The following is a 26,035-nucleotide window of genomic DNA, read 5'->3' as shown; positions in this document are numbered from 1 at the left end:
AGGAACATAATAATGGAAAATAGCGTTCAAAAATCACAAGCCTATCTTGACTTAAAGAAGGCAAATCGTTTTCTAAAGAAAAAGCTGATGAATATTTTAGAGTATGAAATCTGTAAAGAATATAAAGACATTAATACAACAGAAATATGTCACTCTGTTAAATCATTAGACAGGTTAGATGGCTTAGAAGAAATCCCTGAAGAATTTGCAATTGAAAATTTCGCGAAAAGATTTAATACTCTGCACAATATGAATCTCACACCTTACAATAATAGAAAAAAATAAATACTCCGGTACAATTGTACCGGAGTATTTATTTTGTAATTTTGTAAATTAGTTATTCTTCTTTTCTTCCAGCTGTCTCTTTAAACTCTGACTTACTTTAGGTTGGTGCATAAAAATCATACATTTACTAGTAGAACTAACAGCGATTTCTAATGATGCTTTACTTACAGCTTGTAAGCCAAGCTGTGTTAACTTATTCATATCACTACCTCCCTATGTCTTCAGATATTTTATGTTTCTATATAATATGTACATGTACATATTAATATTACATTGTTTATTAATACAAGCAATATTAATTGCTTAATTAGCCAGCTATATTGCGCATTTGGAATCTTTTTACTTTAAACAGAGCACGGAATCACCAAGTATAAAATAAATTGTTCCAAATCTTTTTTAATCTTACATTCTCCTTGATACTTTTCTACAATTTTTCTAATATTTTTTAAGCCAAAGCCATGATAAAGTTTATCTTGCTTTGTAGATATAATTTCATCATTTTCCATCATAAGATTTTCTGTACTGCTATTTTCAAAAGTTATAGTCAAAAAATTTCTTATTTTTCTTGCCTTTACACTCATAACTTTCTGCTCAAGGTTATTATTTTTTTCACAAGCTTCAATAGCGTTATCTAATGCATTACTAAATATAGTGCAGATATCCATAGGTGCCATAAAAGAGATTTCAGAAAAATCTATCTGGACATTAAAATCAATTCCTTTTGCAGTTGCTTCTTTATATTTTTCATTAATAATACTATTTAAAAAATCATTACCTGTATCTATGTAACTATCAATAACTTTAACTTCTTTTAAAATACTTTTAATGTAATTCTGTTTTTGGTCATTTTCCAGATTATTTTGCAGCACCAATAAATGGTTTTTCATATCATGATATAATTCTCTTAATTTCAGATCATCTTCCTGCTTATTACGGAAATATTCATATTGTAACTTAATCTGTGCCATATTCACCTTATTCTTATGTTCGATTTCTTTCATCTGCACATAATACTCAGATGTCACAATAAAACACAAAGTAGATACCAAAATCATGAATATAATAAATAACAAAATTGCAGTTTCTACTCTTTCAATATATTTTGTATAATAAATACGATATCCAATTATTATAGAAAAGGTCAGGTTTAATAGATTGGGTAAAATTATTATCATCCAGTTTCCATAAATAATATTATGTATCGTCTTATCAAGAAATTTTGTTAAAATCATAATAATAATTAATAACGTTAATTTCGCAATAACAACCGCCATTAAATGATATATGGTTGGAGCAGACAGATTTTGTTCAAAATTTGTTATGAAGTGTATTATTCCTGTAGCAAATATTTCACACATACTATTTGTTATCATAAAAATTGTACCTAATAATGCGCCACTTTTTAATGTTCTCTTATTTGCCTTTGACCCTATAAATGTAATTAAAAAAAGAATTATTATTACCTTCAATGGAACAGTTACTTGAAAAATCGTTATAATGCGAATGCATGTAGCCATAAAAAAACAATATATGATTATATTCAGCCAGGATTTTTTGTCATGCTTTATTGATCTGTCAAATAACAAATATTCCATTATTAAAGTTTCAATAATCGTAATCAACAAATCTGTAACATTCATATTCACCATTATAATTCACTCCCTAGATATTCAGCAAGATTCTGCATCAAATCTTTCTTCTTTTGCTTACTAATTGGGATGATTTCACCTGAGGATAAGGTAAGATCATTACCCACTACACTTTCGATGTACTGCATATTTACAATATAACTTGTGTGACATCGAACAAATGGATACCCTTCCAGATCTTTCTCATGATCTTGCATTTTTTTATAACTGATAATATCTTCTTTCGTTGTATGAATCATAGTATTACGTTGATATGTTTCAATATATTTTAGAGTGGACAGATAAATCTTAAAAAATCCCTTGTCATTTTTTACTGTTATGTAGCCATTCTTTATACTTACTGCCTTGATTACTGCCTTCTCCATCTCAATCTTAAATTTTTTATATTCAAGAGGTTTTATCAAATAGTTTGCAGCATTAACACTGTAACCTGCTAAAACATATTTAACGAGAGAAGTAAGAAATATAATGATGACATTAGAATCCATTTGTCTGATTCTTTTTGCTGTTTCAATTCCATCAAGTTCTGGCATCTTTATATCTAGAAAAATAATTTGAAAATTCGCATTATACGAATTAAGAAGTGTCTGTCCACTCGTGAATTCTCTAACGGAAAATTCCTCTTTGTTTTCTTCACTAAAGCGTTTTATATATTCTTTCATCCTGTTAATAAAAGCTTGCTCATCATCGCATATTACAACAGTTATCAAAATGGGTCACCTGCCTTTGTTGCTTTATCGCACGAAGTATTTGTTATAATAATTTTGTTATATATCTGTTCTTTATATAACCAACTAATACAACAGCACCAACCCAAACTTGAGCATATAATGCAAAAAGTACGAGGCTATATTCATTTTTAAAAAATAGATATAATATAATATTGATTACAAGGCTTATTATTACTAATCGTTTGCTCATTAAAGAATTACGCTTTATCTCATGATCTTCTAGAGGTTTATTCTGATCAGCCACTGGTGATAATTGAAACACAATTATATTACTTACTATGCTGGCAAGTATTAAGATGAGATTCGCCTCATTAATATGAAACATCTCTGTTATTCCAAGCATGAGAAAATATAAAATACTAAATGCAGCGATACATCTTCCATGTGTGTCGGCATGGTAACCTCCTGCATATCTTCTAATAAAACAATATTCTAAAATGAATATTGTCGTCTGAATGAATTTACCAAACATACAACCAATAAATATAATACATGTAAGATTAATCACAGTTGACATTAATAATTCTAATCCGTATTTATATATGTCCTCATCTTGTTTTTCTATGATTCGATTGCTCAACAGTACATCCGTTACTTTTACCGATAAATCACTAATCATTAACAATTCCCCCTTCAATATACTCCATGGATCAATGGACATAATCTACTTCAAGAATACTATAGAAATGGTGAATTGTCAAATATTAGAAAACCTATCAACTATCTGTTTTTTCTTATTTCTTTCAGTCTATTATACTTCTTTTCGAGATTAGATAGTTTAGTTTGATACTCTTTTTCTTTTACTTCATTCCTTTTTATAATATAAACAATTAAAAATACGGATAGAACCACCCAGATGCCCTGGTTTGATACGGCTTCTATTAAAATTTGTTCCATTTAAACCATCCTTTCTACCATTTTTTAATTATCAACTAAACTAATTCACGAAATAAGAAAACACCTATAAGTTTTTGTACTGTTTCATCAGATCATCATTTAAATCACCTCCTTATTTTTCTTTCTACTTATACATCCCTGAAAACATTGAAAACGAAACCCTATTATTAACAATTAACAAGAAAACAGGTGACAAATTTATACAAATTGTCACCTGAAAGTACTTATATTATTTATTCTGATATCTTTCCTAATTTTAAATCTTTTAAACCTTCTTTGATTTCAGATAATGTTTTTCCAATACTGCTTTGTATTGCTGCAGCTACTCCACCCTCAACAATAGGGGCATCTATTATGATGACTTTTTCCCTTATCTCATCATCAAGAAATTCCAAGGACATCTCAGTATTCATATAGGAACTGCCTAAATCAAAGAGAACGATAACTCCATCTTCAGAAAAAACCTCGTTTATTGCAGTGGTTATCTTATCGGGATCCGTACCCAATCTGCCGTCTTTGGTCCCTCCTGCTGCTGCCATAGGAACATCCCACGCCATTTGACCTGCTAATTCTATGACTCCCAATGCAAGTTTTTCACTATGTGATACTATTGCTAATCCAACCATAAGCCATACACCTATCTTCCATCTGCAATTGCCTGATAAATAGTATCCAGAATTAAGGCACTTGAAGTAGCGCCCGGGTCCTGGTGCCCAATGCTTCTCTCTCCCAGATAACTGGCTCTTCCTTTTCTTGCAGTTATCTCTTTTGTATGTTCCACGCCCCTATATGCTGCATCTACAGCTTCTTTTAAGGTGACTTTTACCGGTAACCTTTTTTCCACTCCATCCTTTAAAACATTTAATGCAGGTTCAATAGCATCAATCATGGTTTTATCATCCGGCTCTGCCTTGCCTCTCATCTTTATTCCGTCAAGAGCAGCTTGCAGCACCATAACAAAATCGAATAAATCCATTTCTCCTTTTCCATTCATTACAACAGCCGCCTTTAGGAATGCCGTTCCATATAAAGGACCAGAGGCTCCTCCTACATTGGATACAAGAGCCATTCCCGTCTTTTTAAGAATATCTCCAATATTACTACCTGTATCTTCTTTTAATTTTTCTTTCACAACAGCAAATCCCTTACTCATATTTAATCCATGATCTCCATCACCGATTGCTGCATCCAGTTCTGTTAAATAGAATTTATTCTCATCTATTACATCTGCAATTTTGTTCAAAATATCTATGATTTTCAACCCATTTACGCTCATCACAATTCTCCTATTATAGTAATTTAAAAGCAGGAGTATCTGCACTTGCGTTTAGTAATTCTTTTAATTCTTCATCTAATTCTAATACACTCACAGAACATCCCGCCATTTCAAGAGATGTCATAAATTCTCCAACAAACGTTTTATATATCTTTATTCCTTTACTGCTTAGTATTTCATGCACTCTTCGATTTACTATGTATAGCTCCATTAAAGGAGTGGAGGCAAGTCCATTAATCATGACAGCGACTTCATCTCCATCCAATAATTGCATATCTTCCAGGATTTTATTCACTAATTGGGCGGTAATTTCGTCTGCTGTTTTAAGGGTATCTTTGTGGGTTCCTGGCTCACCGTGGATTCCCATTCCGATTTCCATCTCATCCTCAGCTAAAGTAAAATTAGCTTTTCCTGCTGCCGGTACAATACAAGGGGAGAGCGCCATACCCATGCTGCGTACATTATCAATTACTTTTTGGGCTGTTACTTTCACTTCTTCTAAACTCGCTCCGATCTCTGCTTTTGCTCCTGCTATTTTATGTACGAATACAGTTCCTGCAATACCACGTCTTCCAGCAGTATATGTACTATTCTCCACAGCGACATCATCATTTACAACAACATACTCAACTTGACAGCCATCTATTTCTGCCATATCTTTCGCCATCTCAAAATTCATAATATCACCGGTGTAATTCTTCACAATAAGTAACACTCCTGCTCCCCCATCCACTGCCTTAATTGCTTCATAAATTGGATCAGGAGTTGGAGAAGTAAAAACATCTCCTGCGATCGCAGCATCAAGCATACCATATCCAACATATCCCCCATGGGAAGGTTCATGACCACTTCCACCACCACTAACCAGGGCAACCTTTTTTTCTACCGGAGACTCTCTTCTGACAAGTACATTAAAACCATCTAGTTTTCGGACATAATCGGGATGTGCTAAAACCATACCACTTAACATTTCTTCCACTACATTTTCAGGGCGATTCACTAATTTTTTCATAATGTATGCCTCCTATACTAATTTTTACATGTACCATACTTCTTCACAGCTTGAAGATATTGCTGTTGCGCCTGCTTTCAGATTTAACATTACATCTTCTTTATCCATAATAAGACCACCCGCAATGAGAGGTATATTGGTAGATTTATGAAACCTTTTTATAATTTTAGGCATAATACCTGGCAGTAATTCAACGGCATTGGGTTTCATTGTGTCAATGGAATTTAATCCTGTTTCAAAAGATAGATGATCCAGCATGAATAAGCGTTGTATTACAAACATATTAAGGTTTTTTGCAGCTTTAACGATACCTGTTTTCGTTGTAATAATACCATCTGGGTGAATATTTTCATGAATATACTTTATTGCTAACGCATCTTTAGATAATCCATCAATCAAATCCACATGAACATATGCACCTTTTCCAGATGCCTTTACTTTATCAACATAAGTCCCTACATTAAATATATCCGATTTTAATAAAAATATGATTTCACATGGTGATTGTAATGCATTATCTAATTGAGAATTCTCTGTAATTGCAGCTATGATTGGATTAATATGTACCCTATTATAAAAATCAGTTTTCATTAAATTCCACCTTTGTCATATATTAGTAAACCAGTGAAGCAACGAATTGCTTCCACTGGTTTCTATTTGTTAACACTATTCTGATAATAATCAAATCCTGGAATCTACATTACTTTTTCCAACCAAGGGATCTGTCTACCGCTTTGTGCCACTCCGTTGTCATGGTGACTCTTCTTTCATCCTCCATATTTGGAATAAATGTTGAGGATGAATTGACATTTGTCTTAATGTCTTCTAGATCCTTCCAGAATCCTACTGCCAAACCTGCAAGATATGCTGCACCAAGTGCTGTTGTTTCAATTACTGCAGGTCTTTCCACCGGAGTATTTAAAACATCTGCCTGGAATTGCATTAAAAAGTTATTAGCACAAGCTCCACCATCTACTTTTAATGTTTGTAATGTAATGCCTGAGTCTTGTTCCATAGCATGCAAAACATCAAATGTCTGGAATGCCATAGACTCTAAAGCCGCACGAATCAAATGTTCTTTCTTTGCACCTCTGGTAAGTCCTACGATGGTACCTCTTGCATAAGGATCCCAATAAGGAGCTCCAAGACCTACAAATGCAGGTACTAAATATACACCATTTGTATCTTCTACAGCTGTAGCATATTTCTCAGATTCTGCGGCAGATGTGAACATTCTTAATTCATCACGTAGCCATTGTATTACAGCGCCACCAACAAATATACTTCCTTCCAGCGCATATTCTGGTTTCCCGTTATGACAGGCAGCCATAGTCGTTAATAATCCATTATTGGATGTCACAGGCTTATTGCCTGTATTCATAAGTAAAAAGCAGCCCGTACCATAGGTATTCTTAGCCATCCCTTCCTCACAGCATAACTGTCCAAATAAAGCAGATTGCTGATCCCCGGCATCCCCCGCTATTGGGATTGGTGAACCAAAAATCATCTCATCGGTTTCACCGTATACTTCACTGGAGGATTTTACTTCTGGAAGCATGGATAAAGGAATATTTAATTCAGCTAATAGTTCATCGTCCCATTTTAAGTCATGAATATTATAAATCATGGTTCTGGAAGCATTGGAATAATCCGTAACATGTACTTTGCCTTTTGTTAAGTTCCAGATCAGCCATGTATCAATATTACCAAATAATAACTCTCCGGCATCTGCTTGTTCTCTTGCATGAGGAACATTATCTAAAATCCACTTTATCTTTGTTCCTGAAAAATAAGGATCTAAAATTAAGCCTGTTTTTTCTTTAATAATTTTATCGAAATCTTTCTCTTTTAATTCGTCACAGTAGCCAGCTGTTCTTCTACATTGCCATACAATTGCATTGTAAACTGGAAGTCCGGTTCTTTTATTCCATACAACTGTAGTTTCTCTTTGATTTGTAATGCCAATTGCTGCAACATCGGTAGCATCCAGGCCGGCTTTTGCTAAAGCTTCACCAGCAACACCAATCTGAGTCCCCCAAATTTCCATCGCATTATGTTCTACCCAGCCACCCTCTGGATAAATCTGTTCAAATTCTTTTTGTGATACAGCAACAATTTCTCCTTTTTTATTAAATAAAATACATCTAGAACTTGTAGTACCTTGATCCAACGCCATTATATATTCTTTACCCATAGTTTTATTTCCTCCATTTTTGTAATTTGTCTTTCGACTAAATTGTTATACCATGAACAGGTTCATGATCTTGTTACATTCGCCAAATGTTTCACCCTTGGCTCATTGTTTTCATTATGTATTAAATTATACTACTAGAATACTAATTTGAAAACTCCCGCACCAATTAATGCCCCAATAATTGGTCCTAACACAGGTATCCAGGAATAACCCCAATCATTCCCGCCTTTACCTGCGATCGGAAGAATTGCATGGGCAATACGAGGTCCTAAATCTCTAGCTGGATTAATAGCATATCCTGTAGGTGAGCCTAAAGAAAGACCGATAGCTAAGATTAATAACCCCGTTGCTAATGTACCGACTCCATCTGCCATTGTTACTTGGCCAAGTCCAAGAATTCCAAAAACTAAAATGAATGTGCCGATAATTTCAGTAATTAAATTGCCAACTGTGTGCCTAATACCTGGAGCTGTACAAAATACTCCAAGTTTAGCAGCCTTGTCTTCTGTTTGAGCCCAGTGTGGTAAATAAGCAAGCCAAACTAATGTAGCCCCTGCTATAGCTCCTAAGAATTGAGCTGCAATGTAGCCTGGTACTAAGTCCCAGGAAAAGTTACCAATGGCTGCCAATGCAATTGTTAGTGCTGGATTAAAGTGAGCACTAACCCCTCCAAAAATGAACGCTGGTATAGCTACTGCACATGCCCAGGCACTCGTGACTACGATCCAGCCCCCATCTTTGGCTTTGGCTTTGTTAAGAGCTACCCCAGCTACAACACCATCACCCAATAAGATCAGTATCATTGTTCCTAGAAATTCTGCTAAAAAAGTTGACATACAATTCCTCCTTTTTAATTTTCTATATTAAATCTAGAAATCTAGATTTAATTTTCCCTATCATGCCTCTGCCAACCACCTCCAAGTTATCACATCACTACTTTACTTTGATAAAACCAAAAGAGCCCTATTAATAAAGAGTGGTTTGCTCTTTTTAATAATGGCTCTCTCTCTTCTCTCCGCCAAATGATTCTATTGTAATTATTACGTATCTGTTATAAATGCTCCGGAACATCTTTCGTAGCAATAATATCAACCATCGTTCCGGCAACATTTGAGACGATAATATCACCTGCATGGATTGGAGCTTTCACTGCAAGTCCCTTTATTTCATCCATACATTCTTTTATCTTATCTTTTGGAATATCCTGTATCGTCTTTACCGATACCATATTCGTTGTGCCATTCTTAACTTTGACTGTTGATGTTAAGATTCTGGTAGGATTGGTACATTCCTTGATTGCATAGGTTTTTCCTTTCAAACAGGTATACCCTTTTACATCCTTTACTTCATTATATTCCAGAGTTACCTCTAACATGCATCCAATTGGACATCCAATACAAGTTATTTCTTTTTTCTCTTCCATCCCACTATTCCCCTTCCACTTTAATAGTAATTTCCTTACATGTAGGGTATTTTTTAAATATTGCTTCTGTAAGTTTTATCGTTTCCATTTCTCCAGGAGTTAAAATTCGTTTCTTAATATGTATCTCTCTATGTCCGTCAAAATAAATTGAGATATATTTGTCTTTATATACATCTCCAACACGAAATCTTACAGAGATACTTTTTGTAATATTTTCAGGATTGATAAATTTAGGAACACAGTAGCGAACACCATCACAAGTATTGACCTCAATAAATACTTCATCAAAGGTTTTTCCATTAATATACCTTGCTGCATTTTTACCTGCAAGAATACTTTCTTCTGAGACATAATCTACCAGATCATGAACATGAAGTACATTGCCGCAGGCAAATATTCCTGTCACATTGGTCTGCAGACTTTCATTTACGATTGGTCCTCCTGTTACTCCGGATAATTCAACATCTGCTTTCTCAGATAGTTCATTTTCAGGGATCAACCCTACAGATAATAATAATGTATCGCAAGGAATATATTCTTCCGACTCTTTGACCGGCTTTCTATTCTCATCAACTTTAGCAATGGTAATACCAGTTAACCTGTCTTGCCCATGAATCTTCACTACAGTATGGGATAGTTTTAATGGGATATTAAAATCATCCAGACATTGTACAACATTTCTCTTTAATCCTCCTGAATATGGTAATAATTCAATGACAGCTTTTACATTTCCACCTTCTAAAGTCATCCTCCTTGCCATAATTAAACCAATATCTCCGGAGCCTAATATAACAACATCCCTTCCAGGCATAAATCCGTCAATATTTACGAATTTTTGTGCAGCTCCCGCTGTATAAATTCCCGCACATCTGCTTCCTGGTATATGAATCGCTCCTCTTGGTCTTTCCCTGCATCCCATGGCAAGGATAACTGCTTTCGCCTTCAGTTCTATTACTCCATCTTCTTCATTCACTGCAGTAATAACTTTATCTTTATTTACATCAATCACCATAGTATTTAGTTTGTATGGAATATGCATTTCCTCTACTTTCTCCACGAACCTTTTTGCATATTCAGGTCCGGTTAGTTCTTCTTTAAATGTATGTAAACCAAATCCATTATGAATACATTGGTTTAAAATGCCGCCAAGATTATTATCCCGTTCTAGTATTAAGATATCTTCAATCCCTTCTTCTCTGGCACCGATAGCTGCAGCAAGTCCTGCAGGACCTCCTCCAATGATTATTACCTCATGCTCTACCATCTCTGTTCCTCCCCCCTATGGATTCATTAATTCTTTATTTTCGCCTATTAGCAAATAAGAAGCTCCACCAAATTTGGTGATTTCAATCTCTGATAAATTTAACTCTCTTGCCAAGATACTAACAATCTTCGTGGAACAAAAACCAGATTGGCACCTTCCCATTCCTGCTCTGGTCCTTCTTTTTACCGCATCCAGTGTTCGTGCTCCCAGAGGACGGTGTATTGCATTTAAAATTTCACCTTCTGTTACTGTTTCACATCTGCATATTACTTTTCCATAGGAAGGATTTTCTTTAATCAAGTTATCTCTCTCTTCATTATTCATCTCGCGAAATCTTGGAATTCCTTTTCGGATTGGATTGAAATTCTCATTGAATGAAGGAGATAATATTCTTCCAACAATCTCCTCAATCATCTTTGCAATCGCCGGTGCACTTGTAAGCCCTGGCGATTCAATACCTGCAGCATTGATAAAACCTTTTACATCACTTGCTTCACCTATGATAAAATCATCTTTTACTGCGTGGGCCCTAATTCCTGAAAATGATGTGATCGTCTTATTTACTGGTATTTCCCTCAGCGTCAGTCTGGCTTTATCAATAACTTCCTCGATTCCTTCCCTTGTTGTGGTCGTATCTGATTTATCCGGGATATCCAGTGCAGTTGGCCCGATCAACAAATTGTTATCAACGGTTGGTGAAACCAAGACTCCTTTTCCCATTGAAGTCGGCAGTTGAAATAATGTCATACGGGCAAGTGAACCAACGGTTTTATCAAATAGGCAATACTCCCCTTTTCTCCCCTTGATCTCTATTTTTTCTTTACTTACCATGTTATTAATTTCATCTGCAAAAAGTCCGGCAGCATTGATTATTACTTTTGATCCATATCTGCCATTGTTCGTCTCAATGATAAATGAATCTTCCTTCTTAATAATATCCGTTACTTCTGTATTAAAATTAAATTCCACTCCATTCATACAAGCGTTTTCTGCAAATGCAATGGTCATTTCATAAGGACATACAATTCCTCCCGTTGGTGCATATAATGCAGCTTCTACATTCTCATTAAGGTTTGGCTCCAATGCAGATAACTGTTCCTTCGTAAGTACTGAAAGATTTGATACTCCATTTCTATCGCCTTTCTCCTTTAACTCCTCTAACTTCTGAATATCCTTTTTATTAAAACATAATACAAGAGAACCATTTTTCCGGAATGGAAAATCTAAATCTTTTGATAACTGGTCAAACATGATATTTCCCTGCACATTTAATTTCGCCTTCAATGTACCAGATTTTGCATCAAAACCTGCATGTACAATACCGCTGTTAGCTTTTGATGAGCCTGTAGCAACATCAGAGCCTTTCTCTAATACGCAGGTCTTTAATTTGTATCTTGATAATTCTCTTGCGATACTGCTTCCAACGATCCCAGCTCCAATAATAACCACGTCAAACATTGTATGCCTCCTTAATCAAGCAAAAAGAGCCATGACTTAAAAGAATAGTATGTAATACTATCTTTCAATCATGGCTCTCAATACTCTGCCTTTTTTATTATACAACCATTATAACTCCAATATTTTACTCTGTCAATAAAATTTAATTAAATTTCTCTTTATATCCAACATTGATTTTCTGATATATTCAATGTAAATAGTCTGCCTTGATCTTTTTCATATTTTGCCTGATGATATTTAAAAATCATCTCATCTTCCATATTTCCTAATATTTCAATTTTGCCTGTCTCATTAGACAATACGTAACGAAAACATTTCCCTTGTCCATTTAATCTTGCTTTTGTCTCTTGAATTATTTGATACGCTTTCTTCAGTGGTACCTGAAACTGGTTCTTAACACCTGATACCGGCCTGCATTGGAAAATATAATAGGGTATGACTCCAAATCTCGTAAGGTCCTTTAATAATTTCGCCATTGTATCAGAATTATCGTTTATCCCTTTTAATAAAACTGTTTGATTTTTCACAATAACACCTGCAGTGATTAAAGAATTGATTGCTCTTTTTGCTTCACTGGTTAATTCTTTGGGATGGTTAAAATGTGTTATGAGATAGATTTTTTTCTTCTTTGAATATTCCTTTAATATATTTAATAATTCTTCATCTTCATAAATACGCATTGGAAAGACTACCGGAGTTCTCGTCCCAAAACGGATCAAATCCAAATGTTCTATTTCTGATAATGCTCTTAGGTAAGATTCTATCTTTTGATTATTATTTAAGAAGGCATCTCCGCCTGATAGCAATACATTGCTGATTTCATCATGTTCCCTGATATATGTGATAATTTCACCAAAATGGTTGCTAACCTCTTTATCACTTACTCCAACTAATCTTTTACGGAAACAATGTCTGCAATACATTGCACATTTATTTGTTGACAGTACCAATGCCGTTTGTTTATATTTGTGCTGCAGCCCTACTACTACAGTATTATCTAACTCTCCACTCGTATCAAAACTCCCGCTAAGATCTGTTTCCTTTATTGATGGAATACATAGTTTTTTAATAGGGTCATTATCGTTCGTTTCGTCTATTAAAGACAAATAGTATTTTGGAATCGACATAGGATATGACTTAATAATTTTCTCCATTTTATTTGTATCTTCCGGTTCCATATTAAGTGGCAATACATGTTTTAATTCCTTTACTGTAGTTACATTCTCTTTTAGTTCTTTTCTCCAGTCCATTCACTTTCACTCCTTTTATAGTTATACATAGTTACTATAGAATCTTGTTCAATGTTTGTACCGTATTTTTAAACTTAAAATTCTTTATCTAGTATTAATTGTAACATTTATGTAAAGTGGTGTAAACCCACAATTAATAAGTCCAGTGCATTTAATACACTGGACTTATTCTAGGGAAGTTTTATTATTTATATAAAGTAAAACTTAAATTCAGATGTGGGGCCAACCATATCTGAATTAAGTTTATTTTATATTGGCTTTACAAAACGTATCTTTGTACCATTTTTAATACTCTTTAATAAGATATGATACTCTTTTGGTATGTGACCAATTACATTCACTTTCTCATCTGCTGGCAATTCTTCAACAATAATCTGTATTTCTCCTGAATATCTTTGATAGGAAATATTATCAATTGTAACACTTCCTACACTTCTAACCTTACACTCTTCTGGTGTGATCTCTCTTCCAAAGCAGGAATATTCTCTGGATTCTTGTAACCTTTTCAGCCAGCGGGGCGAATCTACCCTAATCGTAAATTCTTTCTCGTATAGTTCTTTTCCCATATCATTAAACTCTACAGGTAAATTTATGATATTTGTATCTATAAAGCCGAAAATTAAATCTGCCTGATATTTGCTGATGATTCCATCACCGATAAAAACACCGTCTACCCCATAGTTTAATAACAGATCAAGAGTTGCTGCATAAGTTGCTGTATATCTATGGGCCTCTAAAGTAGGAAGCCCTTCATAGACTGGGCCCCTTTTTGAAATATCTCCGGCTGCGAATGCAAGAACTTTTATTCCATTTTCTTTTAGCTTTTTATTAAGAGTTCTGAATAGTTCTTCATCTAAACCAGTTTCAGGTCGTGGATAAAAGTTGTGTATCCCATAAACATCTAAATTTTTTGATGCAATAGTATGAATAAAATCATCCGTTACAGTAGATGCATTAATACAAATTGGCATTTGTTCTGCAAGTTCAAGTATTTCTTCTTCCGTAAATCCGTAATCAATCCTAAGAATAGACAGATTCATTTGTTTTGCAAATTTAATTAAACTATCTACTTGAAAAAATTCTAATGTTTTTCTGGAGACATCACCGATAATTTTAAATCCCAGATTCTTAATATAACTGCACATATCCATGGCGCGTTCTATATAAGTATTGTCAAACTCCTCACTCATATGAAAAGTCGTAAATATATAACTGTCTTTTGTATATATCTTAGAAAGCTGTTCCTTCTGTTCCTCAAAATTAGATAAGTATACAGAGTAACCAATGGAATTAAGCATTTGCTACATCCTTTTCTTTAATAGTGAACTGAGTGATAATGAATCCTGCAACATAAGATATAACTAAACCAATAAAGAAGTTTAACATACTGTCTGGTTTCATAATTGGAATAGCAACTAATCCTGAAGGGCCCCATGAATTTGCCATAACATGTGTTAACATTACATAAGCTCCACCAAAACCTGCTCCTAAACCTGCAGTAATAAATGGCTTAAACATTGGAAGCGTAACTCCATAGATTAATGGTTCACCAACTCCCAAGAAACCTGCTGGAAGTGCACCAGTAATAACTTTTTGTAAACGGTTATTTCCAGTACGTTTTGCTTTTAAGTAAATTGCAATGGATGCACCAACCTGACCAGCACCAGCCATAGCTAATACTGGGAATAATGTTACTCCGCCTAAAGCTTCTAATTGAATAGCATAGATTGGAATAAGCCCGTGATGTAATCCAAGTAATACCATTGGTAAGAATAAAGCAGACAATAAATAACCACTAATTACACTTACCACTGGATTTGCTGAATTAATAATGATACTAAGTACTGCTACTAATCCATCAGAAAAATAACCTGCAACTGGCATAATCGCGAAAACGAAGATAAGACCAGTAACTAATAAAGAAACAAATGGCGTAACAATTAAATCTAATACATCTGGTACATGTTTTCTAACATATTTTTCAACTTTCGCTAAAATCCAAACACCAACGATAACACCGATAATACCACCTTTACCTGTTGTTAAGATAGAATTGAGTGGTTGTTCTTCATTGTATAAACCGAAGAATGTTGATATAGGAACAATGTTAGCAGCAATTGACATAGCACCAATCATACCGCCTAGTGCTTCTGTAGCACCAAATTGTTTTGCAGAATTAATACCTGTATAAATTGCAAAGTAACCTAAGAATCCACTACCAATTAAACCGAAGATTAATTGAGTTACTTGCCAGAAACCATCAGCTGCTAATACTCCCTGACCTTGTAGAGTAGTAATTAAGCTTGTTAACCCATTAAATAAACCTGCAGCAATAATGGCTGGAATTAATGGAATAAAAATATCTGCGATTGTTCTGATTGCTTTTTTAAATGGACTTTGTTTCTGGATAGATTTCATGGAAGCTTTATTATCTTCCCAATTATCTGTACCTGACTTAACTTTAGGAAGTCCTAATTCATCTGTACAGATATCAGCAACTTTTTTTGCCTTTCCTGGTCCTAAAACAATTTGAAGAGATGTGCCATCAACGATATATCCCATGACACCTTCACAACCTTTGATTTCTTCTCCTTTTACTATACTGGCATCCTTAACTGTTAAGCGTAATCTTGTCATACAATTAGTTGCTTTTTCAACATTTTCTTTACCACCAACTAATTCAACAAGTTTCTTCGCTAGTTCTAAGTTTGACATATATATTCCTCCTCCAATTATGATTATTTATTCTCAAGAGCATAACGTATATGCCCGTGTGAGTGATTTAATCTTTCTATAGCCTCTTCTTTAGAGCATTGCAAAAGTATCATTGTAATTGCCAGCTTGGCACTTCCTTCTGCTATTTCCAGAGTTTCTTTTGCAGTCTCTCTATCACAATCTGTAGCAGATATGATGATATTCTCTGCCCTGGAAACTAATTTCATATTGGTCTGCATTACATCAACCATAAGATTTTGATATGCTTTTCCAATCCCCACCATACTACCAGTTGAAATCATATTAAGTATCATTTTTTGGGCTGTACCAGATTTTAATCTTGTAGATCCTGTTAAAACTTCTGGACCTGACACTGGTTCTATTGCAATATCTGCATGTTTAGCCATCTCTGAGTTTCTATTACATACCAGAACTGCTGTTTTGCAACCAAGTTCTCTTGCATATTTTAGGGCTGCAATTACATATGGAGTTCTCCCACTTGCAGCTATACCGATCACAATATCATTCTTGTTAAGGTTAAGTTTCTTTAAATCTTCTACTCCTAAAGTAGTACTATCCTCAGCACCTTCTACTGCTTTAATAAATGCTCCGCTGCCTCCGGCAATTAGTCCTACTACCATTTCTGGTGAAGTACCAAAAGTCGGCGGGCACTCAACGGCATCTAAAAGTCCTAGACGACCACTTGTCCCTGCTCCCATATAAATGATTCTACCGCTATTTTTAAGGGAATTGGTGCACCATTCAATAACTGTTGCAACTTGTGGTAATACCTCTTTTACAGCTGCCACTACCATTTCATCTTCCTTATTCATAATAGTTGCAATCTCCAGCGGGGTCATACAATCTAGATTCATAGTTCTCTCATTGCGTGTCTCGGTTGTTAGTTTTGTTAAATCTAGCAACTGTCATTCCTCCTTGATTCTATTTTCATTATTACTTTCATCTTGTGTAATATGATGGTAAGGTTTATCGATATGTGTTCTTTGAAACTGGGTTAAACTGGATTCGTATTGTCTGTTTAAAAATCCTGTATAAAGAATATCAATTAGACTCAGTTGTGCAATTCTTGAAGACATTGCTCCACTCCGGAATATAAATTCTGTTGCAGCAACACTTAAATTGTAATCTGCCATACGGGATAAAGGAGAATCTTCAAATCTTGTGATTGCTATAATAGGTGCTCCCTTTTGTTTCACTTCAGCTGCACATCTTAGCACCTCTTCTGTTAATCCAGAATAACTGATTACAATTGCAACATCTTTATTTCTGATATTCCTGGCCTGAAGTAACTGGGCGTGCCAGTCTTCACTGATCAAACAAGGTTTGTTCATTCTTAGAAATTTTAAATAGGCATCTTTTGCTACCAGCAGGGATGAACCCATGCCGAACAGGCAGATTGTTTGAGACTTACAAAGTAGATCAACACAAGCTTCCAGAATATCAATATCAATTAGCTTTCTTGTATTTTCTAAGGAAACTATATTTTTATAAGTTACCTTATCTACAATCGATTCTAAGGAATCCTCTTTCGTAATCTCTTTTCCTTTCTCCCGATTGGTAGATTTTCGAAGTGCCATCTCATAGAGAAGAGATTTATGCATTTCTTTAAAACCTTGAAAACCCAATTTTCGACAAAGACGAATTATTGTCGAAGGTGATGAGAATGTAATTTCAGCCAGTTCGTGAACATTGCAATTCACTGCCCTTTCTGGGTTTTGCATTAAATATTTAATCACACCTTTTTCAGCTCCGCTAGCTTGACCTGAATACTCTTGTAAACGTACCAGAACACTTTTCATCTTTTTCCTCCATTCATACATTCAATATACTATCTTGAAACTTTTACGTCAATTTGATTGGACCATTATGAAACATAGTACCATATTATGATTATTTTATACAGTTATGGGCTGATTCAATGACTTTTTTTATGTAATATATATAAAAAATTTTATGAAATTTAATCACAGCTGGTAGTCATCCGATAAAATTTATATTAAATATTTATAAAGAAATAGGGTGTTACATATTCCGTAACACCCTATCAATTATTATTTTATAGATTATACACTTAATTTTAAAATCATCTTTTTATTGATAATGCCATTCTGTGATAAGTATGCCTGATTCCACGAATTGCTGTTCCATAAGCCAAAATATTTTCAGGCAGCGCCATTCCAAGATATCCTGAATCTCCAAGATGATGTAAATCCGTTCCTGTCATTTTACACATCAGGGCGATCTCTTTTATGGTATCAACATCTGCGCCTTCCTGGGAAGTACCAATTGCAGTTAATGTTAAGACTCCCAAATTATGTGCATATATCACAAGTTCTCGTATATATTCCATTGTAATACCTGGTACCGTACCAGGTGCTGGCATAAGGATAATATCCGCACCAGCTTCTACAAAATTAAAGATATCCTCTTTTGTTATTATCTTCTCACCTGATTCTGATAGAATTCCTGAACCATGCATTTTTCCGGAAATAATTAATATATTATCTCCAAAATTCTCTCTTATCATCTTAATAGATTCTGTTATTGCACTATTATTTACTCCAACTCCAGGATTTCCAGTTAGAACAATAAAATCCGTCCCCATTTCATATGCTTTCTTTACATTTTCATAAGTGGCTTTTCGCCCTTCCGTTAATTCCCAAATTGGGTTATCCCCTTCCTTGCTGGATAGTGACTGCTCTACTGGCTCCAGATTAATACCAATTGGTCTGCCGGTAAGTCTCTTAATTTCTTTGATTGTATCATCTGGAGAAACTTCAGGCATACCACGAATGACTGGTTCATTTACATCAAATAAGTTTAATAGTATGATATCTGCACCCATAGCAGCTACAAATTCTGCATTGGTAACATCACCAAGCATTGGCATTGCAATCCCTATAGTTTCGCATACGATGATTCTTCCTTCACTTTTTCCAATAGATTCTAATAACTCTTTACTTGTCATTTTACTAAAATCAGAACTGCTGCAATCTAAGAATCGTTTCATAACTCTACCTCCACTATATTTTTGGTTTTCCTGCTTCTAATAATACCTTATCCTTCACTAAAATTAAACTCCCAATTACCATAAATATTCCTGTAATAATTAACATATATTCAATTTTTATTGCATCTGAAAGTGGTCCGAATATAAGCATACTTATTGGCATCATTGCACTGGCTATCATTCCAAAGACTCCAAAGACCCTTCCTAAATATTCTTCTTCTACTCTCTCCTGTAATAGTACTGTAGATGGTGTATTAAAGAACGGCATGGCCAGTCCAAATATCCCCATAAGCATTAAATATATCCAGAATATCCCAACAAATCCAAATAGAAAAGTACAAATTGCTAAAGTAATACTGGATAATGACATGGTATAGATCTTATTCTTAAATCCACCCCAGGATGCCATTATAATGCCACCTGCCATCATTCCAATGGAGAAGATTACTTCAATTGCTGTAAGTCTCCATACATCATCTCCAAAGTTACGTGTGACCTGAAGAGGCGTTAAAAAAGCAACAGGTCCTGCTAATATAAAGAAACATCCACTATATAGGAAGAATCTCTTTAGATAGGAATGGTTTTTAATATAATTTATACCTTTCATTAGATCTCCAAAGTAACTGATGGGCTGGTCACTCACTGTTCTCTCATGAGGTGTTTCTTTTAAGAAAAGCAATAATATCATAACTGCGATAAATGCAGTAACAACATCAATAAAAAAGATTGCTTCTATAGTCGCGACAGAAAGTAAAGCTCCGCTTAACATTGGAGATACTAACATAACAAATGCCTGTATACTGCCATTTGTGCCATTCACTTTCATAAGCTTATCTTCCGGTACGAGACTTGGAAGATAAGCATTTACTGCTGGAGACTGTACTCCAGAACCTAAAGCCCGTATTGCCGATACTACAAAAGTCATCCATATGGCATCATATCCCATCAAAAATAGTATAGCAAGTATCAAAGTTGATATGGCAATAAAGGAATCGGAAATCATAATTAATCTCTTGCGATTATACCTGTCCGCCCACACACCCGCAAAAGGAGATAAAAAGAAGTTAGGTAAAAATCCACATATAATCGATATGGTCATCATGACTCCAGACTTTGTTTCTAAAGTAATATACCACATAATGGCATATTGTACCAGGGAAGAGCCAAAGAGAGACATTGTCTGGCTGCTTAAAAATAATATAATATTCTTTTTCCAATTTTTATTCATATAAGTTTCTCCGTGTATTTATTTTCTATTATTCTACGATATTTTGAACTCTGCCAACCATATCTCCTTCTTCTAACATTACCTTAATTCCATGAGGATGATATTTACTATTAGTCAATATTTTTTTCACATGGCCTCTTGTTAAAGTTCCTGTAGTTTGGTCTTTTTTTAATATGATGTCAACTTCCGCTCCGATTTTAATATCATTTCTATTTTGTCCATTCAATTTTTTCACCTCATTTATAAAAGTTCTTTTAAGAAATCTTAATCCCAATCAGAAAATTAAACTATGATAATAGTGCTTCATCGCTTTTCTACATCTGTAGAATCTTTGTGGCTATTCGTTCAGAGAATATCTTATCATGTTCTACAAAGATCATGGTAGGTTCATATTTGAGAATTAATTCCTCAATCTGTACTCTTGACAATACATCAATAAAATTAAACGGCTCATCCCATATAAATAAATGGGCAGGTTGTGACAGACTTTTTGCCAATAATACCTTCTTCTTCTGGCCCCCGCTAAATTCCTGGATATCCTTCTCAAATTGTTCCCTTGAAAAATCTAATTGGCGAAGTACCGTCTTAAAAATCGTTTCATCTAAACCATATTGTACTGCAAAATCTTTCAAATTACCGGAAAGATAAGAAGTGTCCTGAGAAACATAAGATATCTTAATGTTAGGTGCAATATAATATCTTCCAGTATATTTTATATTATCACCTAACATAAGCTTAATTAAAGTGGATTTCCCTGAACCATTTTTCCCTTTTAATGCAATACGTTCACCTTTCTTTAGGATAAAGTTAATGGAAGACGCAATTTTCCTGTCTTCATAGAACAGACTTATATCCTCTGCCTCAATTATTCTATCTTTTGGAAAAGTCAATAAATTCAATTTCAATGAATCTGCTTTTTCAATATTCTTTAGCAATCCCTGTTTCTCTTCTATAGCATTTAATTGTCTGGCTTCAATACTTTTGGCACGTTTCATCATTTTTGCAGATTTATGCCCGATTGCACCCCTGTCTGCTGCATGGGTACCTATTTTTGTAGCTTCAATTTTATCGGACCATCCTAAGGTACGTTTTGCAGCTGTCTGAAGAGATACAATATCTTTCCTTAATTGTTCGTTCTTATCTAATTCATAATGATCCTGAAGTTCTTTATTATGCTGCCAGGATGAATAATTTCCTTTTTGTACTTCTATATTCGTCAGATTTATTGATAATACATGATCTATAATCCGGTCTAAGAAAGCACGGTCATGAGATACAAGTATGAACCCTTTCTTACTTTGCAGATAATCTCCAAGGATTTCCCGCCCTTCCATATCCAGGTGATTCGTTGGCTCATCAATTAATAAGAAGTTGTTCTTCTTTAAAAATAATGCTGCTAACATAATTTTGGTACGTTCTCCAAAGCTTAACGTGGAAAACGGTCTTTTTAACACAGATAGATCAACCTTTAGGGTACTTAATTCTTTTTCAATTAATTCCTCTATAATATACCCGTCATGTGCCTGATATATTTCCTGAATTACACCATATTTTTCTGTAGCTTCCAGGGTTTTCCGAGAATCTCCCTCTTCAATTAATAAAAGACACTCGTCCATCTCTTTCTCCCAGCGGGTAAATGGAGCAACGGTATCCTTTATAATTTGGATCGTTTCCAACCCTTCATCCAAAACTTCGAATGGAAAATAATCAAAATCAACAGATGTGGTAATATTCCCGGTATATTCATATTTACCCAGCAATAAATTTAAAAAGGTTGTTTTTCCTCTTCCATTCCTTCCAATAAAACCAAGCTTCCAGTCAGTATCGATCATAAAATTTACATGTTCAAAAATATTATCGTAACTTGTATCATAACTAAATGTTAAATCACTTACAATAATTTGTGACATACTATCACCTTCCTCTTTTATACTATTCCATTTCCTATTGCGTAAAAAAACCACAAGAAATTATCATCTTGTGGCTCAGGCATTCTGGAATAAAAGTATAATAAGGATTTATCAAATAATAATTATTATTTGATAAATTATTAAACTTTCCCTTCAAAATATAGTATAAAAAAGAATGATAATTTCTTGCTGACAAAAAAGAAACCTGTGAATAGGTTTAATTCATGCATATTAAATTCATTAATTAGCAAGCAATAATCATCATTCATTCTTACCTCATTTCGTTTGATATGAATTATTCTAGCATTATATCCGTGATACGTCAACATCAACTTCCAGGAATTAATTTACATATTTGCTCACTTCTTCTTCATATTGCTCTATGTCTTTCACGGAACCTTTATCAACTATTTTTACTTTATAAACTGTTCCGATCTGCAATGGATAAGATTCCAGGAAAGCACCGTCACTTGTTATCTCAAGGATATTTCCCGGTTCTAAATCCTTCATTGCTATTGTATTGTCATCCATATTAAATAATTGATCTTCCGGTATGTTTAAAGATATTAAAGTGGGATTATCTCCATATCCTATATCTTCTTTTGCAACAACCAGGCAGCTGGGATTATCCCCTGTACTTAGATTTACAATTTGAGCCTGAAAAACCAATTGTTCCATATCATTATTCTGTTCTGTATCAGCATCCTTTTTGCTGCAGCCTATTACTATAACACAAATTATAAAACTCAATATAATTAAAGCCATCTTTTTCATATAAAATCTCCTTTAAGGTAATTATAATGCTGGTAGTGCAATTCTTATCTGGAGCTTTATAAGAATCGAAAAATATAATTCTTATATTAAATTATATTTTACCATATTAAATTCATATAATACATAAGAAGGTATATTTGGAGGTAATTTTTTTGACAGAAAAACATGTTTTCGCAGGCAATAATACATCCAAAGGGTTCTTTAGCTATTTCGACTATCTAATCAATCCTTATGCGGCTGACCGTATTTATATCCTAAAAGGCGGTCCCGGAGTTGGCAAAAGCTCCTTTATGAAAAAAATTGGTGAAAGTATGTGGAAGAAAAAACATCCGGTAGAGTATATTCATTGTTCAAGTGATAATGACAGCCTGGATGGAGTCATTATATCGGACTTAAAAGTAATATTTGTGGATGGAACAGCACCTCATACCATTGATCCAGTACTGCCGGGAGCAGTAGATGAAATTGTAAATCTTGGAATCTATCTTGATAATAAAGATTTGCAGGCACATAAAGATGAAATTGTACAGATAAACAAAACAAAATCACAATTATATAAAAGTGCTTATACTTATTTAAAGGGAGCCGGACTAATTCTTGATGAGATCAATTCTATCTATGACAGATATACTGACGATCAAGAATTTAGCGTCGTTTGTGAAGAAGTACTTGATAAGATTTTTACAGATAAATCATCAACTATGGGGCCTGGAAAAGTAAGAAAATTATTCTCAGAAGCGTATACAGCAAATGGATATATAAATCATACGGATTCATTATGTGAAGGGAACAAAGTCTGGGCTATTGTCGGAGAAAATGTAAACTATGCTTCCAAACTATTAGATAGAATTTTAAACGAAGCATTAAGAAAAGGATATTTTGTGGAAGCTTTTTATATGCCTCTCCATCCTGAAAAATTGCAGCATTTATTGATCCCTGAGTTAAACTTATTTTTAAAAACAGCGGATAGCCATATAGATAGTAATTATGATGAAGTGATTAATTTACATCCATTCCTGGATATTGATACAATTATTACATTTAATTCAGATATTGCAAATAACTTTTTAATGTTCAATATGTTAGTGAATAATGGGTTAGAACGCCTTGAGAAATCAAAAAAGGAACATGAAAAATTAGAAGCAATCTACAAAAATGCCATGAATTTTAAAGGTGTGGATGAGTGTTATGATAAAATAATGAGTCAGTATATTTAATCAACATATAAAAATGGTTGTTGTAAAAAATAAGAATATCTGTATAGTAAGAAGAACTTTATATTTCGTAGATAATTTGTGGGATGTATGTGCGAAAAGCGGCAAGATAGAGAATGCCGCTGCCTTTCGCGCGACGGAGCATAAATTTCGAGAAATATAAAGTTCTTCTAAGTTCAGAAAACTGTATTTTTGCAACAACCACTTTTATATATTATCCCTATATTGTTTAGGGGTAAAATTATATTTTTCTTTAAATACTCTATGAAAATAACTGGTATTATCATATCCTACTGCCAGAATAATATCAGCAACTGGTAATCTTGTATTTTTTAATAAATCTACTGCTTTACTTAATCGTTTCATCTGTAATAGTTCTTTAAAAGTATGTCCCGTATTCTTCTTTATAAATTTACTGAGCTGATAAACAGATTGATTCAAAGATCTGGATAATACAGTAAGGCTTGCTTCTTTATAATTTTCCTCAATGTAACGAAGAACCGATAATGTGATAAAATTATCATAGGAATCCGTTTCTTTTTGGTCGATTTTATCTGTATAATTTAATAACTGAAGTAATAATAATCCCATGGTAGTCTGATTAATTTTCCGGCTGCCTGATTGCTTGTTTACCAAAGACCAGATCATATTTTCTACCAAGTTCTGCACCGGTAGAATATCTGACACTTTAAAATACAAATAGCTGGACTTTCCAGTATCTTTTCTTAAAGAATCTACAATGAAATCTTTTAGCATATTCTCTCCTTCAAGCATGGAGAAGGCAACATCAAAGAATTCAGGTAATACAATAAAATTAATAGCAATATCCTTTTCTCCTGCCGGAAGTATCTCTTGATATGCATTTTGATTTAAAAACAGCATATCCCCTTTTTGCAGTACTACCCTGCTGGTATCATTAATCAAATGAGTCGTGCTGCCGGAACACATATAGATAATCTCAATATAATTATGTTTATGTTTTGGAAAATGTATAAACCTTGTATGAGTTCGAACATCTATAAGCTTTCCTTTATCCAGCATCTTTTTGCTGTCAATAACAAAATCCTTCTTGGAAGTATAGATATTTTTCTCAACAGAATTCTTCCCAGATAATATCAATGACTCTTCTTCTGTGATTTTCTCTAATTTATGTAATAATTCCTGATTCATAAAGTCACCTCGTTCATTCTGTTTAATACTAAGATATTTGTCATTCTATACACCTGATACTTCTTTCTCCCAAGGCAGGACATCGCTATCTTCTTTCAAATAATCTATGATCTCCCATACTCCTTCACCGGTAGCTGCACTTACAAAAAATATCTTGCTGCACCCTGCTAATTTCAGCCATTCTTTAGCTCTCTCAGGATTTCCCTCTGGCTGGTCGATCTGGGTCACTATACCTATGACCTCACGATTCACAAGGCAGGTTATATTCGGACTAAGTAAAGAATAGTCTTCCGTAGAACTAATTAATAATCCAACCACATCCGCTTCATAAGCATATAAAGCCAAGGCTCTCCCCAGCACTCTATTTTCTACATATTCACCTGGTGTATCAATGATCACATCAAAATAATTGGTATATTGGGTTTTATGGTATCTTATTTTCTCACCTTTTAAAGCTTGTGTTAATGTAGTTTTTCCACATTCACTTCGTCCCATCAGTATGATTTTCTTCATATGTGTCACTCCTTAGTTTAATAGAAAATGTGTACAAAATC

General features: G+C 34.1%; 27 protein-coding genes and 1 pseudogene. 2 read left to right on the top strand and 26 right to left on the bottom strand.

The window, feature by feature from the left end; all coding sequences use genetic code 11:
• Window positions 1–12: 12 nt before the first annotated feature.
• A complete protein-coding gene (locus EDD66_RS05605) occupies window positions 13–285 on the top strand; it encodes a hypothetical protein (protein WP_123608590.1) in 273 nt (90 codons plus the stop codon).
• A gap of 48 nt (window positions 286–333) precedes the next feature.
• On the opposite strand, the gene EDD66_RS05600 is transcribed toward EDD66_RS05605, so the two are convergent.
• From EDD66_RS05600 to EDD66_RS05485, 24 genes and pseudogenes are all read right to left on the bottom strand, one after another.
• Entirely contained in the window at window positions 334–486 is a 153-nt protein-coding gene (locus EDD66_RS05600; protein WP_123608589.1) for an AgrD family cyclic lactone autoinducer peptide, read from the bottom strand.
• 143 nt (window positions 487–629) lie between these two features.
• Entirely contained in the window at window positions 630–1,934 is a 1,305-nt protein-coding gene (locus tag EDD66_RS05595) for a sensor histidine kinase (RefSeq protein WP_123608588.1), read from the bottom strand.
• Complete coding sequence (locus EDD66_RS05590) at window positions 1,934–2,644, bottom strand: LytR/AlgR family response regulator transcription factor (RefSeq protein WP_123608587.1); 711 nt, start codon at window positions 2,642–2,644, stop codon at window positions 1,934–1,936. Before EDD66_RS05590 ends, EDD66_RS05595 begins: the two co-directional genes overlap by 1 nt.
• A gap of 43 nt (window positions 2,645–2,687) precedes the next feature.
• Window positions 2,688–3,284 (bottom strand): accessory gene regulator ArgB-like protein, encoded by a 597-nt coding sequence (locus tag EDD66_RS05585; protein WP_170164261.1) that lies wholly within the window; start codon window positions 3,282–3,284, stop codon window positions 2,688–2,690.
• Window positions 3,285–3,385: 101 nt separating this feature from the next.
• Window positions 3,386–3,562 (bottom strand): BhlA/UviB family holin-like peptide, encoded by a 177-nt coding sequence (locus tag EDD66_RS05580; RefSeq protein ID WP_123608585.1) that lies wholly within the window; start codon window positions 3,560–3,562, stop codon window positions 3,386–3,388.
• Between the two features lie 233 nt (window positions 3,563–3,795).
• Complete coding sequence (gene dhaM / locus EDD66_RS05575) at window positions 3,796–4,188, bottom strand: dihydroxyacetone kinase phosphoryl donor subunit DhaM (protein WP_123608584.1); 393 nt, start codon at window positions 4,186–4,188, stop codon at window positions 3,796–3,798.
• Window positions 4,189–4,199: 11 nt separating this feature from the next.
• On the bottom strand, window positions 4,200–4,838 hold the full coding sequence (gene dhaL, locus EDD66_RS05570) for a dihydroxyacetone kinase subunit DhaL (RefSeq protein WP_123608583.1): 639 nt from the start codon (window positions 4,836–4,838) through the stop codon (window positions 4,200–4,202).
• A gap of 13 nt (window positions 4,839–4,851) precedes the next feature.
• Window positions 4,852–5,850: a dihydroxyacetone kinase subunit DhaK gene (dhaK, locus tag EDD66_RS05565; RefSeq protein WP_123608582.1), complete on the bottom strand. Its 999-nt coding sequence runs from the start codon at window positions 5,848–5,850 to the stop codon at window positions 4,852–4,854.
• A gap of 24 nt (window positions 5,851–5,874) precedes the next feature.
• Window positions 5,875–6,441, bottom strand: a complete 567-nt coding sequence (locus EDD66_RS05560) for a glycerol-3-phosphate responsive antiterminator (RefSeq protein WP_123608581.1) — start codon at window positions 6,439–6,441, stop codon at window positions 5,875–5,877.
• A 109-nt stretch (window positions 6,442–6,550) separates the two neighbouring features.
• Window positions 6,551–8,044, bottom strand: a complete 1,494-nt coding sequence (glpK, locus tag EDD66_RS05555) for a glycerol kinase GlpK (RefSeq protein ID WP_123608580.1) — start codon at window positions 8,042–8,044, stop codon at window positions 6,551–6,553.
• A gap of 134 nt (window positions 8,045–8,178) precedes the next feature.
• A pseudogene (locus EDD66_RS05550) lies at window positions 8,179–8,883 on the bottom strand (MIP/aquaporin family protein); the annotation flags it as partial.
• 212 nt (window positions 8,884–9,095) lie between these two features.
• Entirely contained in the window at window positions 9,096–9,467 is a 372-nt protein-coding gene (locus tag EDD66_RS05545; RefSeq protein ID WP_123608578.1) for a DUF1667 domain-containing protein, read from the bottom strand.
• A gap of 4 nt (window positions 9,468–9,471) precedes the next feature.
• Window positions 9,472–10,731 carry an NAD(P)/FAD-dependent oxidoreductase gene (locus EDD66_RS05540; RefSeq protein ID WP_123608577.1) on the bottom strand — a complete coding sequence of 420 codons (1,260 nt, stop codon included), beginning with the start codon at window positions 10,729–10,731 and terminating at the stop codon, window positions 9,472–9,474.
• 15 nt (window positions 10,732–10,746) lie between these two features.
• Window positions 10,747–12,189 (bottom strand): NAD(P)/FAD-dependent oxidoreductase, encoded by a 1,443-nt coding sequence (locus EDD66_RS05535; protein WP_123608576.1) that lies wholly within the window; start codon window positions 12,187–12,189, stop codon window positions 10,747–10,749.
• A 158-nt stretch (window positions 12,190–12,347) separates the two neighbouring features.
• On the bottom strand, window positions 12,348–13,439 hold the full coding sequence (locus EDD66_RS05530; protein WP_123608575.1) for a KamA family radical SAM protein: 1,092 nt from the start codon (window positions 13,437–13,439) through the stop codon (window positions 12,348–12,350).
• Window positions 13,440–13,687: 248 nt separating this feature from the next.
• Window positions 13,688–14,737, bottom strand: coding sequence for a MupG family TIM beta-alpha barrel fold protein (locus EDD66_RS05525; protein WP_123608574.1), 1,050 nt, complete (start codon window positions 14,735–14,737; stop codon window positions 13,688–13,690).
• Complete coding sequence (locus EDD66_RS05520; protein ID WP_123608573.1) at window positions 14,730–16,154, bottom strand: PTS transporter subunit EIIC; 1,425 nt, start codon at window positions 16,152–16,154, stop codon at window positions 14,730–14,732. Before EDD66_RS05520 ends, EDD66_RS05525 begins: the two co-directional genes overlap by 8 nt.
• 23 nt (window positions 16,155–16,177) lie before the next feature.
• Window positions 16,178–17,077, bottom strand: a complete 900-nt coding sequence (murQ, locus tag EDD66_RS05515) for an N-acetylmuramic acid 6-phosphate etherase (protein WP_123608572.1) — start codon at window positions 17,075–17,077, stop codon at window positions 16,178–16,180.
• Between the two features lie 3 nt (window positions 17,078–17,080).
• Complete coding sequence (locus EDD66_RS05510) at window positions 17,081–17,974, bottom strand: MurR/RpiR family transcriptional regulator (RefSeq protein WP_123608571.1); 894 nt, start codon at window positions 17,972–17,974, stop codon at window positions 17,081–17,083.
• 284 nt (window positions 17,975–18,258) lie between these two features.
• A complete protein-coding gene (locus EDD66_RS05505; protein ID WP_123608570.1) occupies window positions 18,259–19,185 on the bottom strand; it encodes a DUF7916 family protein in 927 nt (308 codons plus the stop codon).
• 13 nt (window positions 19,186–19,198) lie between these two features.
• Window positions 19,199–20,413 carry an MFS transporter gene (locus EDD66_RS05500; protein WP_123608569.1) on the bottom strand — a complete coding sequence of 405 codons (1,215 nt, stop codon included), beginning with the start codon at window positions 20,411–20,413 and terminating at the stop codon, window positions 19,199–19,201.
• Between the two features lie 28 nt (window positions 20,414–20,441).
• Entirely contained in the window at window positions 20,442–20,639 is a 198-nt protein-coding gene (locus tag EDD66_RS05495) for a YwbE family protein (RefSeq protein WP_123608568.1), read from the bottom strand.
• A gap of 88 nt (window positions 20,640–20,727) precedes the next feature.
• Entirely contained in the window at window positions 20,728–22,323 is a 1,596-nt protein-coding gene (gene abc-f / locus EDD66_RS05490; RefSeq protein WP_123608567.1) for a ribosomal protection-like ABC-F family protein, read from the bottom strand.
• Window positions 22,324–22,665: 342 nt separating this feature from the next.
• The gene (locus tag EDD66_RS05485; RefSeq protein WP_123608566.1) at window positions 22,666–23,097 is read right to left on the bottom strand and encodes a hypothetical protein; all 432 of its coding nucleotides are present in this window, start codon (window positions 23,095–23,097) and stop codon (window positions 22,666–22,668) included.
• A 152-nt stretch (window positions 23,098–23,249) separates the two neighbouring features.
• Between EDD66_RS05485 and EDD66_RS05480 the strand changes: the two genes are divergently transcribed.
• Complete coding sequence (locus tag EDD66_RS05480) at window positions 23,250–24,314, top strand: hypothetical protein (RefSeq protein WP_123608565.1); 1,065 nt, start codon at window positions 23,250–23,252, stop codon at window positions 24,312–24,314.
• A gap of 204 nt (window positions 24,315–24,518) precedes the next feature.
• Here the strand turns inward: EDD66_RS05480 and EDD66_RS05475 are convergent, their stop codons facing one another.
• Together EDD66_RS05475 and EDD66_RS05470 are read right to left on the bottom strand one after the other, a co-directional pair.
• Window positions 24,519–25,481, bottom strand: a complete 963-nt coding sequence (locus EDD66_RS05475; RefSeq protein ID WP_123608564.1) for an AraC family transcriptional regulator — start codon at window positions 25,479–25,481, stop codon at window positions 24,519–24,521.
• Between the two features lie 45 nt (window positions 25,482–25,526).
• A complete protein-coding gene (locus EDD66_RS05470; RefSeq protein ID WP_123608563.1) occupies window positions 25,527–25,994 on the bottom strand; it encodes a EutP/PduV family microcompartment system protein in 468 nt (155 codons plus the stop codon).
• Window positions 25,995–26,035 lie beyond the last annotated feature (41 nt).

This window comes from Mobilisporobacter senegalensis, assembly GCF_003752155.1.
GTDB lineage: Bacteria > Bacillota > Clostridia > Lachnospirales > Lachnospiraceae > Mobilisporobacter > Mobilisporobacter senegalensis.
The sequence above is the reverse complement of the archived record's forward strand: the minus strand, read 5'-3'. Positions and strand labels throughout refer to the sequence as shown.